Below are 15416 nucleotides of genomic sequence, written 5' to 3' on the forward strand. Positions count from 1 at the left end.
GCCGATATCCGGTCCCGCAGATCGCCTGAATACGCTCGACCCATGATCCACCTCCACATCCAGGTGAATCACACTTTCCCGTCAAGCGGAATCACCCATGATTCCTGCTTCACGCTCAATGCTCTAGGTTACTAGGCGATCCGATGCCCAGCGCACACCCTCAGCGATAGAAATCGAGCATGTCCGCCGTCACCCACCCGAAGACGAAGTTCAGGTAGAACAGCGCGAACAGGATGGTGGCGACGATCGTCGTGCGCCACGCCATCCGTCCGAAGCGGAACCCGGACGGCGCGCTGTCGGCCTGTCCGGGGACCGGGGGTTCGCCCGCTTCATGTGTCGTGCGAACCCCGAACGGCAATACCAGAAACATCGCGAACACCCAGAACAACAGGTAGATCGCCAGTGCCGATTGCCACGCCATGGCGGTCGTCAGGCCGGGATGATGAGGACGTCGACGACCGGCTTCTTGCCCGTCCAGCGCGTGGCGACACGGCGCACGGCAAGGCGGATCGCCTCCGGCAGCTTGCCGCGTTCGCGCCCCTTGGCCGCCACCGCTTCGGCTGCGGCATCGACCGCTTCCTCGAGGAACGGCTCGCGATCCTCCTCCACCGGCACACCCTGTACGCGGATCTGCGGTTCGCCGATCAGCTGCCCGCGCCGGTCGATCGCGACGGCGACCGACATATGGCCGAACGCCGCGAGCTTGCGCCGCTCGTTGATCGTCGTGCCGTCCGCCGGCAGGATGACGTCGCCGTCGAGCGCAAGGCGACCGACGACCGCATTGCCGACCTTCACCGGATTGCCCGGCGCCAGACGGACGATGTCGCCGTTGGTCTGGACCAGCGTCTGCTTGATCCCCTGCGACAGCGCGAAACGGGCATGTTCCATCAAATGCCGCATCTCGCCATGCACCGGCATCAGCACCTTCGGTCGAAGCCAGCCATAGAGCTTGGCCAGTTCCGGCCGTCCCGGGTGACCGGACACATGGACATGCGCCTGCCGATCGGTGATCATCTCGATCCCCGCGGCTGCCAGCTGGTTCTGGATGCGGCCGATCGCGACTTCGTTGCCCGGAATCTGCTTCGACGAGAAGATCACCCGGTCGCCCGATTCGAGGCTCAGCTGATGTTCGCGATTGGCGATGCGGGCGAGCGCGGCGCGCGCCTCCCCCTGTCCGCCAGTCGCGATAATCAGCACCTGATCGCGCGGCAGGCGCATCGCGGTGTCGAAATCGACCGTCTGCGGGAATTCCTTGAGATAGCCGGTAGCCTTGGCGACCTTCAGGATGCGGTCGAGCGAGCGGCCCGCCACGCATACCTTGCGGTTGGTGTCGCGTGCGACCTCGCCCAGCGTGTGCAGCCGCGCCGCGTTCGATGCGAAGCTGGTGACCATCACCCGCCGCCCTTCGGCCGAGGCGATCTGTTCGAACAGCCCCTTGCGTACATCGGCTTCCGACCCCGACGCCTCGGTATTGAAGACGTTGGTCGAATCGCACACGAGCGCAAGGATGCCCTCGTCGCCGATCGCGGTCAGTTCCGCCGGTGTGGCCGGGGTCGCGACCATCGGCTGCGGGTCGAGCTTCCAGTCGCCCGAATGGAACACCTTGCCATGCGGCGTCGAGATGACGAGCGAGGTCGATTCGGGGATCGAATGCGCCATCGGCACGAACTTCACGCCGAACGGCCCGACGGTGATATCGCCGCCCAGCTGCACTATCTTCAGCTTCACGCGGTCGGCGATGCCTTCCTCGTCCAGCTTGCCGCGGATCAGCCCGGCGGTGAACGGCGTCGCATAGATCGGCACGCCCAGATCGGCGGCCAGATACGGCAAGGCGCCGATATGGTCTTCATGCCCATGGGTGATGACGATGCCCAGCAGCTGGTCGCCGCGTTCCTCGATGAATTGGACGTCGGGCAGCATCACGTCGATCCCGGGATAGGCCGGGTCGGCAAAGGTCACGCCGCAATCGATCATCAGCCATTTGCCGGCGGTGCCGTACAGGTTGACGTTCATGCCGATCTCGCCCGATCCGCCGAGTGCGACGAAGAGCAGTTCTTTCTTTGGTGTCACTCAATCTCTTTCAATGCCCGCGCCCATTCGCGGGTTCGGTTTGCTTCGTTACGTTGCTGTAGTGATATGGGTGCGGCGCCACAGCATCGCCAGTCCCGTGATGGTCAGGTCCTGTTCGATCGAATCGAACACCTGCGTATGTTTTTCGAAGAGGATCGCGAGCCCGCCGGTGGCGATCACATGGACGGGGCGGCCGATTTCCGCCTTCATCCGCGCGACCAGCCCCTCGATCATCGCGATATAGCCCCAATAGATGCCGATATGCATCTGGTCCGCGGTATTGCGGCCGATGACGCTAGTCGATGCCGGCGCCTCGATCGCGATGCGCGGCAGCTTAGCCGCCGCCGTCACCAGCGCGTCGAGCGACAGGTTGATGCCCGGCGCGATGATACCGCCCTTGTACGCCCCGGTATAGTCGACGACGTCGAAGGTCGCCGCCGTGCCGAAATCGACGACGATCAGGTCGCCGGCATGAGCGGCATGGGCCGCGATCGCGTTCAGCGCGCGGTCGGCGCCGACCGCGTGCGGTTCCTCGACGTCCAGCGCGATGCCGAACCCGGCCGCGCCGCGCCCCGCGACCGATGCCTCGACCCCGAAATACTTGACCGCCAGCACTTCGAGGTTGTGGAGCGCGCGCGGTACGACCGTGCCGATGATGACGGCGGTCACGACCGAACGGTCGCGCCCGTCAAGCGCCAGCAGCTGGCTGAGCCATACCGCATATTCGTCGGCGGTCCGGCGCGGGTCGGTCGCGATGCGCCAGCGCGCGACGATCGCCTCGCCATCGACCAGCGCGAACACGATATTGGTATTGCCGGCATCGATCGCTAGCAGCATCGACCTTCCCCGCCGCGCCCGAACGGCACGTCTCGCATCTCGCTAGAGGCTAAGGACAGCAACGACAAGCGCCGCCTGTAGCGGGCTGCGTCCGGATCGGCAACGTCACGCAAAGACGTCACCGGCGTGAACCAGCAGCACCGCGTCCTCGCGGACCCACAATCGCAGCGCGCCGCTGACATCCAGCCCGTCGAACGCGCCCTCCCGCTCGCCCCCATCGGGCAACCGCACGCGCAGCGGCGTGCCCCGCGGATGCGCCAGCGCTTCCCATGCGGTCCGGATTGCCGACAGGTCATGCCGTCGCCAGACGGTCAGCCATGCCGCGAACCGCGCGCGCAGTCGGTCGAGCATCGCCCCCGGCGTCACATCGATCCCCTGCGCGTGCAGACTGGTGGTCGGCCGGTCGGCCAGACCGGGGTGCGACGCCAGGTTGACACCGAAGCCGATCACCACCGCATTGCCGCCGCCACGTTCCAGCAGGATGCCCGACAACTTGGCGCCACCGATCAGCAGGTCGTTCGGCCATTTGATCGTCACCCGGGCGGGCGCGACGCTCGCGACGGCTTCCGCCAGCGCGACCGCCGCGACCAGCGTCAGCGTCGGCGCCAGCGGATCGTCCGGTTGCAAGCGGACGATCGTGCTGGCGAACAGGTTGCCCCGGCCATCTGACCAGCTGCGCCCCAGTCTGCCGCGCCCGGCGATCTGCCGTTCGGCACGCAGCCACAGCCCTTCCTCGGCACCCGCTTCGGCAGCGGCGAGCAGGTCGGCATTGGTCGACCCGGTCTCGCCGACGACGCGAACCGTCAGAACAGCGCCCGTGCTGCGGTCAGCGACCATGCCGACAGCGGCGCGATCAGGAACAGGCTGACCGGCGAGATCACGATCGCCGCGGCCAGCGTCAGTCCGCCCTCCACCATCGCCGGTTCACGACCGAACGGTGCGGCGGGTTCGTCGAAGTACATCGTCTTGACGACGCGCAGGTAATAATAGGCGCCGATCGTCGACGCCGCGATACCGATCACCGCCAGCGGCAACAGCCCCGCCTGCACCGCCGCGTCGAACACCGCGTACTTCGCCCAGAAACCGAACAGCGGCGGGATACCGGCGAGCGAGAACATAAAGATCGCCAGCGCCAGCGCCAGTGCCGGACGACTGCGCGACAGCCCCGACAGGCTGGCGACGTCCTCGACCGGCTGCCCGTCCTCGCCCCGCATCTGGAGAACGATCAGGAACGATCCCAGCGTCATCACAATATAGACCGCGAGGTAGAAGAGCACGCCGGCGACACCCTGCGCCGAACCGGCAGCGAGACCGACCAGCGCGAAACCGACATTGTTGATCGACGAATAGGCGAGCAGCCGCTTGATGTTCCGCTGCCCGATCGCCCCGACCGCACCGAGCACGATCGACGCCAATGCCGCGAAGATCACGATCTGGCGCCATTCGAGGACCGCCGGGCCCATCGCCTCGACCGCGACGCGCAGTGCCATCGCCATCGCCGCGACCTTGGGGGCCGACGCGAAGAACGCGGTCACCGGGGTCGGTGCGCCTTCATAGACGTCGGGGGTCCACATGTGGAACGGCACGGCCGCCAGCTTGAACGCCAGCCCGGCGAACACAAATACCAGCCCGAACAGCAGGCCCAGGTTGCGCGGCCCGGAATAGGCGATCGCGATGTCGCTGAACAGCGTCGTACCGGCAAAGCCGTACACCAGGCTGATGCCGTAGAGCAGGATGCCCGACGCCAGCGCGCCCAGCACGAAATATTTGAGGCCCGCCTCCGCCGACCGGGTGTCGCGGCGCATGAAGCTGGCAAGCACGTATGCGGCAAGGCTCTGCAGTTCGAGGCCGACATAGAGCAGCAGCAGGTCGGAGGCCGACACCATCATGCCCATGCCGCACGCCGACAACAGGATCAGCACCGGATATTCGGGCTTGAGGTCGTCCCCGCTGGTGCGTTCGAAGAAACGCGGCGCGATGATGATCGCCACGGCGGAGGCCAGATAGATCAGTATCTTGGCGAACGCCGCAAAGGCATCGGCGCGGTACATCCCGCCGAACGCGGTACCGCCCGACGACCCGTTGCCGACCAGCGCCACCGCGGCGCCCGCCAGTACGAACACCGCCGCGATGCTGACACCGCGCGTCGCCGCCTGCTTGCCCCATGCCGATACCAGCATCAGGACGATCGCCCCGACCGCGAGCACCAGCTCGGGCAGGGTCATCGAAAGTTGTTCGGCGTAGCTCATCAGTGCGATTCCCCGTGCGCCGCTGCTGCGCCCGTCCCATGTTCCGCGGCTTTCGCCGCTGCCGCCGCCGGGTTGCCCGGGGTCGGTCGTGAATCCGATACCGGTGCCGCCCGCTCGATCCGCGCGATCAGCAGTGCCACGTCGCCGCGCATCGGTGCGAGGAAGCTTTCAGGGTAAACGCCCATCCACAACACCACCGCCGCGATCGGTGCCAGCAGCGCCAATTCGCGACCCGACACGTCGGGCATCGCCTTCACATCGTCATGGACGAGGTCGCCCAGCGCGATCCGGCGATAGAGGTACAGCGAATAGGCCGCCCCGAGGATGATGCCGGTGGTGCAGATCAGCGCCGCCCAGGTCGACACGCGATAGGTGCCGGCGAGGCTCAGGAACTCGCCGACGAAACCCGACGTGCCCGGCAGGCCGATCGACGCCATGGTGAACAGCAGAAAGAACACGGCGTAGCGCGGCATGTTGATCGCCAGACCGCCATAGCGCGCGATCTCGCGGGTGTGCAGCCGGTCGTAGATGATGCCGACGCACAGGAACAGCGCGCCCGACACCAGCCCGTGGCTGAGCATCACGATCATCGCGCCCTCGATCCCCTGCTGGTTGAAAGCGAACAGACCGATCGTGACGATCGCCATATGCGCGACCGACGAATAGGCGATCAGCTTCTTCATGTCCGACTGCACCAGCGCGACGAGCGAGGTGTAGACGACCGCCACCGCCGACAGCGTCAGGATCAGCCAGGTGAACTGGCCCGACGCTTCCGGAAACATCGGGATCGAGAAGCGCAGGAAGCCGTAGCCACCCAGTTTCAGCAGCACGCCCGCCAGGATCACCGAACCCGCGGTCGGCGCCTGCACGTGCGCGTCGGGCAACCAGGTGTGAACCGGCCACATCGGCATCTTGACCGCGAACGATGCGAAGAATGCCAGCCACAGCCACGTCTGGACATGCGCCGGGAAGTCGTACGCCATCAGCGTCGGGATGTCCGACGTGCCCGTCGTCTGGATCATGTAGATCATCGCGATCAGCATGAGCAGCGAGCCGAGCAGCGTATAGAGGAAGAACTTGTACGACGCGTAGATGCGGTTCGCGCCGCCCCAGATGCCGATGATGAGGTACATCGGGATCAGGCCGGCTTCGAAGAACATGTAGAACAGCAGCAGGTCCTGCGCCGCAAACGTGCCGATCATCAGCACTTCGACGCTGAGGAACAGCGCCATGTATTCGGGCACGCGGTTCGTCACCGACTTCCACGACGCCCCGATGCAGATCGGCATCAGGAAGACGCTGAGCATGATGAGCATCAGCGCGAAACCGTCGATGCCCAGCGCATAGCGGAACACGCCGAAGTCGCCGAGCGCGGGCGCCTCGACGAACTGCCACTGCGCGCCGCCCACGTCGAAACTGGCCCAGAGCAGCACGCCGAGCGCGAAGTTGACCAGCGTGGCGGCGAGCGCCGTCCAGCGCGCGCCATTCGCCGATACGAACAGGCACAGCACCGCTGCGGCCGCCGGCACCAGCAGCATCACCGACAGGATCGGGAAGCCGTTCACGAGTTATTCCCCCGAACCATTTGCGTGAAACCGCGCGTCACGACGCGATCGCCCAGGTAACCGCCGCCGTCAGGCCGATCAGCATGACGAAGGCATAGGTGTAGAGATAGCCGGTCTGCATCCGCACCGCGAGACGGCTCGACAGGCCGACCAGCGCCGCCGACCCGTCCGGGCCGAAGCGGTTGATCGTCTGTTCGTCGCCACGCTTCCAGAAGAAGCGGCCCAGCGCGAACGCCGGACGGACGAAGATCAGGTGATACAGCTCGTCGAAATACCATTTGTTGAGCAGGAAGCTGTGCAGCACGCGGAACGTGTCCGCAATCGCCGCCGCCGTGCCCGGACGAAGAATGTAGACGTAGAGCGCGCTGATCAGACCGACCAGCATGACGATCGTCGCCGCCAGCTTCACGAGCAACGGCACGTCGTGCATCGCATGCATCAGATGCTCGTTGTAGAACAGGCTGCCTTTCCAGAAGCCTTCACCCGCATCGCCGCCGATGAACCAGTGGTTGAAGACATAGCCTGCGGCCACCGCCCCGACCGTCAGCACGATCAGCGGGATCAACATGACGAGCGGGCTTTCATGCGGGTGATAGCCTGCCGTGCCTTCGGCTACATCGCTCGCATGAGCGTCATGCGTCGACGGGGCATGGCCCGCATCTTCCGCCGCCGGATGCGCGTCATGGGCATGGTCGTCAGCCCCGTGATGCCCGTGCGCATCGTGCACCGCATGCTGGATATGCTCCGACCCAGCCCAGCGCGGCGCGCCGAAGAAGGTGAGGAACATCAGCCGCCACGAATAGAAGCTGGTCAGCAACGCCGCGAAGGTACCGACATAGAAGGCGCCATAGCCACGCGGCCCCGCGGCCCAGGCCGCCTCGAGGATCGCGTCCTTCGAATGGAAGCCGGCGAAACCCGCGTGCAGCCAGTAGATCCCGACACCGGTGATAGCCAGCGTACCCGCCATCATCGCCCAGAAGGTGATCGGAATATGCTTCCGCAGGCCGCCGTAAAACCGCATGTCCTGTTCATGGTGCATCGCGTGGATGACCGACCCGGCACCCAGGAACAGCAGCGCCTTGAAGAAGGCGTGGGTGAACAAGTGGAACATCGCCGTGCCATAGGCGCCGACGCCGGCCGCAAAGAACATGTAGCCGAGCTGCGAACAGGTCGAATAGGCGATGACCCGCTTGATGTCGGTCTGCACCAGCCCGATCGTCGCGGCGAACAGGCAGGTCGCGGCGCCGACGGCGGTCACCACCGCCAATGCGGTCGGCGAGGTTTCGAACATCGGCGACAGGCGACACACCATGAACACGCCGGCAGTCACCATCGTCGCGGCATGGATCAGCGCCGACACCGGGGTCGGACCCTCCATCGCGTCGGGCAACCACGTGTGCAGGCCGAGCTGCGCCGACTTGCCCATCGCGCCGACGAACAGCAGCAGGCACAGCACGGTCATCGTGTCGGCCCGGAACCACAGGAAGCCGATGGTCGAACCGGCCATCGTCGGCGCGGCTTCGAGGATCGCCGGGATCGAGATCGTTCCGAACACGAGATAAGTGCCGAAGATGCCGAGCATGAAGCCGAGATCGCCGACGCGGTTGACCACGAACGCCTTGATCGCGGCAGCGTTGGCCGAGGGTTTCTTGAACCAGAAACCGATCAGCAGATAGGACGCGAGCCCGACGCCTTCCCAGCCGAAGAACATCTGTACCAGATTGTTCGCGGTAACGAGCATCAGCATCGCGAAGGTGAACAGCGACAGATAGCTGAAGAAGCGCGGCTGGTCGGGGTCCTCGCTCATATAGCCCCAGCTATAGAGGTGGACGAGCGCCGAGACGCTGGTGATGACGACCAGCATGACCGCGGTCAGCGCGTCGACGCGCAGTTCCCACGCGATATCCATGCCGCCCGACAGGATCCACGTCGACACCGGCGCGACATTGGCCTGCGCCGTCCCGGTCAGGAACGGGATGAAGATCGACCACGACAGCCCCGCCGCAAGCAGCAGACCCGCAGTAGTGATGATCTTCGGCACGGCAATGCCGAACGCGCGGTTCGCCAGCCCCGCGACGATCGACGCCAGCAGCGGCAGGAACACGACGATATGGATGGCGCTCACGCGAGCACCCCCGAAACCCGAAAAGCCACCGGCATCACCCCTTCATCCGGTTGACGTCGTCGACCGCGATGGAACCGCGACCACGGAAATAGATGACCATGATGGCCAGCCCGATCGCGCTCTCGCCGGCGGCCACCGCCAGCACGAACATCGCGAAGATCTGGCCGACCATGTCGCCCAGCTGCGCCGAGAACGCGACGAAATTGATGTTCACCGCCAGCAGGATCAGCTCGATCGACATCAGGATGACGATCAGGTTCTTCCGGTTGAGGAAGATGCCGAGCACGCCCAGCGTGAACAGGATCGCCGCTACGACCAGGTAATGCGTCAGTCCGATCACAGCTCGACCCCCTGCCCGATTGGCTGATTGACGTTACGGATCGCATCCTTGGCGCGGCGATTGATCTGGCGGTTGATGTTCTGCGCCTTCGCATCCGCGCGCTTGCGCTGGGTCAGCACGATCGCTCCGATCATCGCGACCAGCAGGACCAGCCCGACGCCTTCGAAGACGTAGAGGTAGCGCGAATAGAGCAGCTGCCCGATCGCCTCGATATTCGGCATCACGACGTCGGTCGGCGCGATCCGCTTCGCCATGTCGATCCGGCCCGTCGTCCACGCATAGGTGCCGACGATCAGCTCGACCGCGAGCAGCACCGCCAGCGCCAGGCCGGCAGGCAAGTAGCGGACGAACCCGGCGCGCAACTCGGTGAAGTCGATGTCGAGCATCATGACCACGAACAGGAACAGCACCGCGACCGCGCCGACATAGACGATGACCAGCAGCATCGCGATGAACTCGGCGCCGCACAGCACCATCAGGCCCGCGGCGTTGAAGAAGGCGAGGATCAGCCACAGTACCGAATGGACCGGATTGCGCGACGTGATCGTCAGCGCGGCCGATGCCACCACGATCGTGGCGAACAGATAGAAGGCGAGTGTCTGGATCACGAGCGCTGCTCTTCCCCCTGCCCGCCCCGCATGCGTGTGCGGGACGATACGCTAATCGATTGGCCGGCGAAGCGGAGCATAGGGCCCCCGCCGGTACGGAACATGCGCGCCATTACCGGTAGGGCGCGTCGCTCGCAAGGTTCGCGGCGATCGCGCGTTCCCAGCGGTCACCGTTCGCGAGCAGCTTGTCCTTGTGATAGATCAGCTCTTCGCGCGTTTCGGTCGCGAACTCGAAATTCGGCCCCTCGACGATCGCATCCACCGGACATGCTTCCTGGCACAACCCGCAATAGATGCACTTGGTCATGTCGATGTCGTAGCGCGTGGTGCGGCGGCTGCCGTCCTCGCGCGGTTCGGCCTCGATCGTGATCGCCAGCGCCGGACACACCGCCTCGCAAAGCTTGCACGCGATGCAGCGCTCCTCGCCATTGGGATAGCGGCGCAACGCGTGCTCGCCGCGAAATCGGGGCGAGATCGGGTTCTTCTCATAGGGGTAGTTGATCGTCGCCTTGGCCTTGAAGAAGTACCGCAGCGTCAGCGCATGGGCCTTCACGAACTCCCACAGGGTGAACGATCGAATGGTCTGGGCGATACTCATGACGGCAATCCTACACGGTCGATCATCAGATAACCGGAGATGAGGAAGACGAAGGTCAGTGACAGCGGCAGGAATATCTTCCAGCCCAGCCGCATCAGCTGGTCGTAGCGGTAGCGCGGCACCGTCGCCTTGATCCAGCTGAAGATGAAGAAGAACGCGAAGGTCTTCACGAGGAACCAGATGATCCCCGGAATGAAGTACAGCGGCGCCCAGTCGACGATCGGCAGCCAGCCACCCCAGAAAAGCAGCGCGTTGAGCGCGCACATCAGGATGACGTTGGCATATTCGCCGAGCCAGAACAGCGCGAAGGCCATCGACGAATATTCGGTCTGATAACCCGCGACCAGTTCCGATTCCGCCTCGGTCAGATCGAACGGCGCACGCGCGGTTTCGGCGAGCGACGAGATCAGGAACACCACCGCCATCGGGAACAGCAGCGGGTTAAAGCCGAACCCGTTGAGGAAGCCGAAGATATGCGCGCGCTGTTCGAGCACGATCGTCGTCAGGTTGAACGACCCGGCCCACAGCACGACCGAGATCAGCACGAAACCGATCGCGACTTCGTAGGACACCATCTGCGCGGCCGCACGCAGCGCCGAGTAGAAGGGGTATTTCGAGTTGGACGCCCAGCCCGAGATGATGACGCCATACACGCCGAGCGACGACGCCGCGAGGATGTAGAGCAGGCCGACATTGATGTCCGCCACCACCACGCCGACGTCGAACGGGATCACCGCCCACACGATCAGCGCGACGGTGAAGGTGATGATCGGCGCCAGCAGGAACAGCCCGCGATTGGCCGACGACGGCACGATCGTTTCCTGAAGGAATACCTTCAGGCCGTCGGCGAACGACTGAAGCAGGCCCAGCGGACCGACGACGTTCGGCCCCCGGCGCAGCGCCATCGCCGCCCAGATCTTGCGATCGGCATAGATAATCATCGCCACCGCCAGCATCAGCGGCAGTGCGATGACGAGGATGCCGACCAGCGTCGCGACGGTCCACGCTACGCCGTACGGCAGACCGACGGTAGTTTCGAAGAACGAGGTCACTCGGCGGCCTCCGCGAAATCCTGGCCATGGACAAGTTCGGCCGAACAACGCTGCATCGTCGGGCTCGCCCGGCAAATCGCGTTGGTCAGGTAGAAGTCGGCAACCGGATAGGTCACCGCGCCCGCCCCCTTAGCGTCGAGTGCCGGCGGGTTCCAGTCAAACCGCACCAGTCCTTCGCGACCCAGGTCAGGCACCGCCGCCGCCATCGCCCGGCGCATGCCTGCGAAGTCGTCGAACGGTAGCGTCACGCCCAGCACTTCGCCAAGCGCGCGGAAGATCGTCCAGTCCTCGCGCGCGTCGCCTGGCGGAAACACCGCACGATCGCCGCGCTGCACGCGCCCTTCGAGGTTGACATAGGTCCCGGCCTTTTCGGCATAGCTGGCGCCCGGCAGCACGATGTCGGCGGCCGCCGCACCCTTGTCGCCATGATGGCCGACATACACCTTGGTCGCACCGGCGAACTTCGCGAAATCGACCTCGTCCGCGCCGAGGAAGAATACCAGCTTCGGATTCGCCGCGACGATGTCGGCGATGCCGCCCGCCTGCGCATAGCCGAGCATCAGCGCACCCATGCGGGCAGCTGCCAAGTGTACGACGTTAAAGCCGTTCCACTGCGTACCGTCCTCCAGCGTGCGGACGAGATTGCCGTCCTGCGCCAGCTTCAGCGCGGCGCCATGGCCGTCCTTGAGCGCGCCCGGACCGACGATGACCATCGGCCGCCTGGCAGCGTCCATCGCCTCGGCCGCGCGATCCGGCAATCCGCCGAGCAGGCCGAGGTCGTCGCCCAGCCATTCGACCTTGTAGGTCAGGTCGACCTGCGGCCCGATCGCGAAGACGCGCGCACCCTTCTTGATCGCCTTGCGGACGCGGGTGTTGATCAGCGGTGCTTCGTGGCGCAGGTCGGTGCCGACCAGCAGGATCGCATCGGCGTCCTCCACCCCGGCGATCGTCGAATTGAACGCGACCGCGCCCAGATTGGTGACGTCGTACGCCATGCCCGTCTGCCGCCCTTCGAGCAGCGACGAGCCGAGCGCGTTCACCAGTGCCTTTGCGGCGAACATCGTCTCGCAATCGAGCAGGTCGCCGGCGATCGCCGCGACCGAGCTACCGGCGCCAACTGCCGCGATTGCCGCGAACGCCTCGTCCCAGTCGGCCGCGACCAGCTTGCCGTCCTTGCGGACATAGGGCCTGTCGAGGCGACGACGGACGAGACCGTCGACGGCGTGGCGCGTCTTGTCGTGCGCCCATTCCTCGTTCACGTCCTCGTTGATGCGCGGCACGCAGCGCAGCACCTGCCGACCGCGGCTGTCGAGGCGGATATTGGTGCCGACCGCGTCCATCACGTCGATCGCGAGCGTCTTCTTGAGCTCCCACGGACGCGCTTCGAACGCATAGGGCTTCGACGTCAGCGCCCCCACCGGGCAAAGGTCGACGACATTGCCCGACAGTTCGCTCGTCACCGCCTGTTCGAGGTACGACGTGATCTGCATGTTCTCGCCGCGATAGATCGCGCCGATCTCTTCCACGCCCGCGACTTCCTCCGCGAAACGGATGCAGCGCGTGCACTGGATGCAGCGGGTCATGACCGTCTTGACGATCGGACCCATATATTTCTCGGTGACGGCGCGCTTGTTCTCGTCATAGCGCGACGAGCCGCGACCATAGGCGATCGACTGGTCCTGCAAGTCGCACTCGCCGCCCTGATCGCAGATCGGGCAGTCGAGCGGGTGGTTGATGAGCAAGAACTCCATAACGCCTTCGCGCGCGGCCTTCACCATCGCGCTGTCGGTGCGGATTTCCTGATTGTCGGCGGCGGGCAGCGCGCACGATGCCTGCGGCTTGGGCGGCCCCGGCTTCACCTCGACCAGACACATCCGGCAATTGCCGGCGATCGACAGCCGCTCGTGATAGCAGAAGCGCGGGATTTCCTTGCCCGCGGCTTCGCATGCCTGGAGGACGGTGGCACCCTGCGGTACCTCGACCTCTATCCCATCGACTTTGACCTTGGGCATCAGTTCTTCGTTCCTGCATTGCCGCCCGCATTTGCGGAAGCGGCCAGCGATAGTTTGTACAGTGCCTCGCCCACGATGCCGCGCACCATCGGGCGGCTCAGACGCAACGTGTTGTCCTTGCTGACGCATTCCGCCAGCGCGGGACGCAAGGTATTGACCGCTGCGTTCTCTGCGTCGCTGTTCGCGCGACTGAGGATGAAGGCGCGGGCACCGGCAGGCTCGCGGCGCGCAACGCAATCGCCCAACCGCCGGCTGTAGGTATCGACCGGGCTCGGCGCCCCGTCGAATTCGGACGCAACAACGAGCGGTGCGACATTGCCGAGATCGACACTCCGCTTGCCGAACTCCCGGCGATAACGCGCGTCGAACAGCGCCGCCCGCATCAGAGTCGGCGGCATCCGCATTTCGGTCTTCGCCAACGCCCTTGGCATGCACTCGCCACGCACCAGCGCCATTCCCGCAGCGTTCAGGCCCGGTCCGTCACTGGGTTGGCGCAGCAGCGTATCGACCTTCGCCCGGTCGCTCGATCGCGCGACCACGCAGTCAGCAAACATCTGCATGGTCCGGTTCGCTTCAGCCGTCTTTACCGGGCGCATGCCGTCACGATCCGGCTGACCGCCGGCAAGCGCAGCCGTAAGCAGAACCGCGGCGAACATCATTCCGCAGCCTCCTGCATCGACGACGCACCGCCGCCACGCTTCTCATGGATGCGTCGTTCGATCTCGGGACGGAAATTCTTGATGAGGCCCTGGATCGGCCACGCCGCCGCGTCGCCCAGCGCGCAGATGGTGTGGCCTTCGACCTGCTTCGTCACCTGATGCAGCGTGTCGATCTCGGAGATATCGGCATCGCCCGTGCGCAGCCGCTCCATCACCCGCCACATCCAGCCGGTGCCCTCGCGGCACGGCGTGCACTGGCCGCAGCTCTCATGCTTGTAGAAGTACGACAGCCGGCTGATCGCACGGACGACGTCGGTCGACTTGTCCATGACGATGACCGCCGCGGTGCCGAGGCCCGAACCGACCGCCTTCAACCCGTCGAAGTCCATCGGCGCGTCGATGATGTGCTCCGCCTTCACCAGCGGCACCGACGATCCGCCGGGGATGACGCACAGCAGGTTGTCCCAGCCACCGCGAATGCCGCCGCAATGCTTCTCGATCAGCTCGCGGAACGGGATGCTCATCGCTTCCTCGACCACGCAGGGCCGGTTCACGTGCCCGCTGATCTGGAAGAGCTTGGTGCCCTTGTTGTTCTCGTTGCCAAAGCTGGCGAACCATTCCGGGCTGCGGCGCAGGATCGTCGGCACGACCGCGATCGATTCGACGTTGTTGACCGTGGTCGGGCAACCATAGAGGCCCGCGCCCGCCGGGAACGGCGGCTTCAACCGCGGCTGGCCCTTCTTGCCCTCAAGGCTTTCGAGCATCGCGGTTTCTTCACCGCAGATATACGCGCCCGCGCCGCGATGCGCGAACACATCGAAGTCATAGCCCGAGCCGCAGGCGTTCTTGCCGAGCAACCCCTTGGCATAGGCTTCGGCGATCGCCGCGAACAGCGTCTCCGCCTCGCGGATATATTCGCCGCGGATGTAGATGTACGCCGCGCGCGCGCGCATCGCGAAACCCGCGACCAGCGCACCCTCGATCAGCTTGTGCGGATCGTGGCGGATGATCTCGCGATCCTTGCACGAACCGGGTTCGGATTCGTCGGCGTTGATGACGAGGAAGTTCGGCCGGTCGGGCTTGGGCGCCTTCGGCATGAACGACCATTTGGTCCCGGTCGGGAAGCCCGCGCCGCCGCGACCGCGCAGGCCCGACGCCTTGATCCGGTCGATGATCGTGTCGGGACCCAGCTGCAACAGCGCCCTGGTATTGTCCCAGTCGCCGCGCATCACGGCGGAGTCGAGATTCCACGGCTGGAACCCGTACACGTTGGTGAAGATGCGATCCTTGTCGGCCAGCAT

The 15416-nt window shown here is 65.2% G+C and carries 14 protein-coding genes; all 14 read right to left on the minus strand.

Going from position 1 to position 15416, the window contains the following annotated elements; all coding sequences use genetic code 11:
• Nucleotides 1-160: 160 nt before the first annotated feature.
• A complete protein-coding gene (locus QLH51_RS09420) occupies nt 161-421 on the minus strand; it encodes a DUF1467 family protein (protein WP_125658575.1) in 261 nt (86 codons plus the stop codon).
• Between the two features lie 8 nt (nt 422-429).
• Nucleotides 430-2070: a ribonuclease J gene (locus QLH51_RS09425; protein WP_206429069.1), complete on the minus strand. Its 1641-nt coding sequence runs from the start codon at nt 2068-2070 to the stop codon at nt 430-432.
• Nucleotides 2071-2118: 48 nt separating this feature from the next.
• Nucleotides 2119-2907, minus strand: coding sequence for a type III pantothenate kinase (locus QLH51_RS09430; RefSeq protein ID WP_125658572.1), 789 nt, complete (start codon nt 2905-2907; stop codon nt 2119-2121).
• 105 nt (nt 2908-3012) lie between these two features.
• On the minus strand, nt 3013-3744 hold the full coding sequence (locus QLH51_RS09435; protein ID WP_125658569.1) for a biotin--[acetyl-CoA-carboxylase] ligase: 732 nt from the start codon (nt 3742-3744) through the stop codon (nt 3013-3015).
• A complete protein-coding gene (gene nuoN / locus QLH51_RS09440) occupies nt 3711-5156 on the minus strand; it encodes an NADH-quinone oxidoreductase subunit NuoN (RefSeq protein ID WP_125658566.1) in 1446 nt (481 codons plus the stop codon). The genes QLH51_RS09435 and nuoN overlap by 34 nt, the downstream gene beginning before the upstream one ends.
• Nucleotides 5156-6721: an NADH-quinone oxidoreductase subunit M gene (locus tag QLH51_RS09445; RefSeq protein ID WP_125658563.1), complete on the minus strand. Its 1566-nt coding sequence runs from the start codon at nt 6719-6721 to the stop codon at nt 5156-5158. Before QLH51_RS09445 ends, nuoN begins: the two co-directional genes overlap by 1 nt.
• A gap of 37 nt (nt 6722-6758) precedes the next feature.
• Nucleotides 6759-8846: an NADH-quinone oxidoreductase subunit L gene (gene nuoL, locus QLH51_RS09450; protein WP_125658560.1), complete on the minus strand. Its 2088-nt coding sequence runs from the start codon at nt 8844-8846 to the stop codon at nt 6759-6761.
• Between the two features lie 34 nt (nt 8847-8880).
• Nucleotides 8881-9186, minus strand: a complete 306-nt coding sequence (nuoK, locus tag QLH51_RS09455) for an NADH-quinone oxidoreductase subunit NuoK (RefSeq protein ID WP_125658558.1) — start codon at nt 9184-9186, stop codon at nt 8881-8883.
• On the minus strand, nt 9183-9794 hold the full coding sequence (locus QLH51_RS09460; RefSeq protein WP_125658555.1) for an NADH-quinone oxidoreductase subunit J: 612 nt from the start codon (nt 9792-9794) through the stop codon (nt 9183-9185). Before QLH51_RS09460 ends, nuoK begins: the two co-directional genes overlap by 4 nt.
• A 112-nt stretch (nt 9795-9906) precedes the next feature.
• Complete coding sequence (gene nuoI / locus QLH51_RS09465; protein WP_125658552.1) at nt 9907-10392, minus strand: NADH-quinone oxidoreductase subunit NuoI; 486 nt, start codon at nt 10390-10392, stop codon at nt 9907-9909.
• On the minus strand, nt 10389-11444 hold the full coding sequence (gene nuoH / locus QLH51_RS09470; protein WP_125658548.1) for an NADH-quinone oxidoreductase subunit NuoH: 1056 nt from the start codon (nt 11442-11444) through the stop codon (nt 10389-10391). The genes nuoI and nuoH overlap by 4 nt, the downstream gene beginning before the upstream one ends.
• Nucleotides 11441-13456 carry an NADH-quinone oxidoreductase subunit NuoG gene (gene nuoG / locus QLH51_RS09475; RefSeq protein ID WP_125658545.1) on the minus strand — a complete coding sequence of 672 codons (2016 nt, stop codon included), beginning with the start codon at nt 13454-13456 and terminating at the stop codon, nt 11441-11443. Before nuoG ends, nuoH begins: the two co-directional genes overlap by 4 nt.
• A complete protein-coding gene (locus QLH51_RS09480) occupies nt 13456-14115 on the minus strand; it encodes a hypothetical protein (RefSeq protein ID WP_125658543.1) in 660 nt (219 codons plus the stop codon). The genes nuoG and QLH51_RS09480 overlap by 1 nt, the downstream gene beginning before the upstream one ends.
• Nucleotides 14112-15416: an NADH-quinone oxidoreductase subunit NuoF gene (gene nuoF, locus QLH51_RS09485; protein WP_125658540.1), complete on the minus strand. Its 1305-nt coding sequence runs from the start codon at nt 15414-15416 to the stop codon at nt 14112-14114. The genes QLH51_RS09480 and nuoF overlap by 4 nt, the downstream gene beginning before the upstream one ends.

Source organism: Sphingomonas sp. 2R-10, assembly GCF_030062225.1.
GTDB lineage: Bacteria > Pseudomonadota > Alphaproteobacteria > Sphingomonadales > Sphingomonadaceae > Sphingomonas.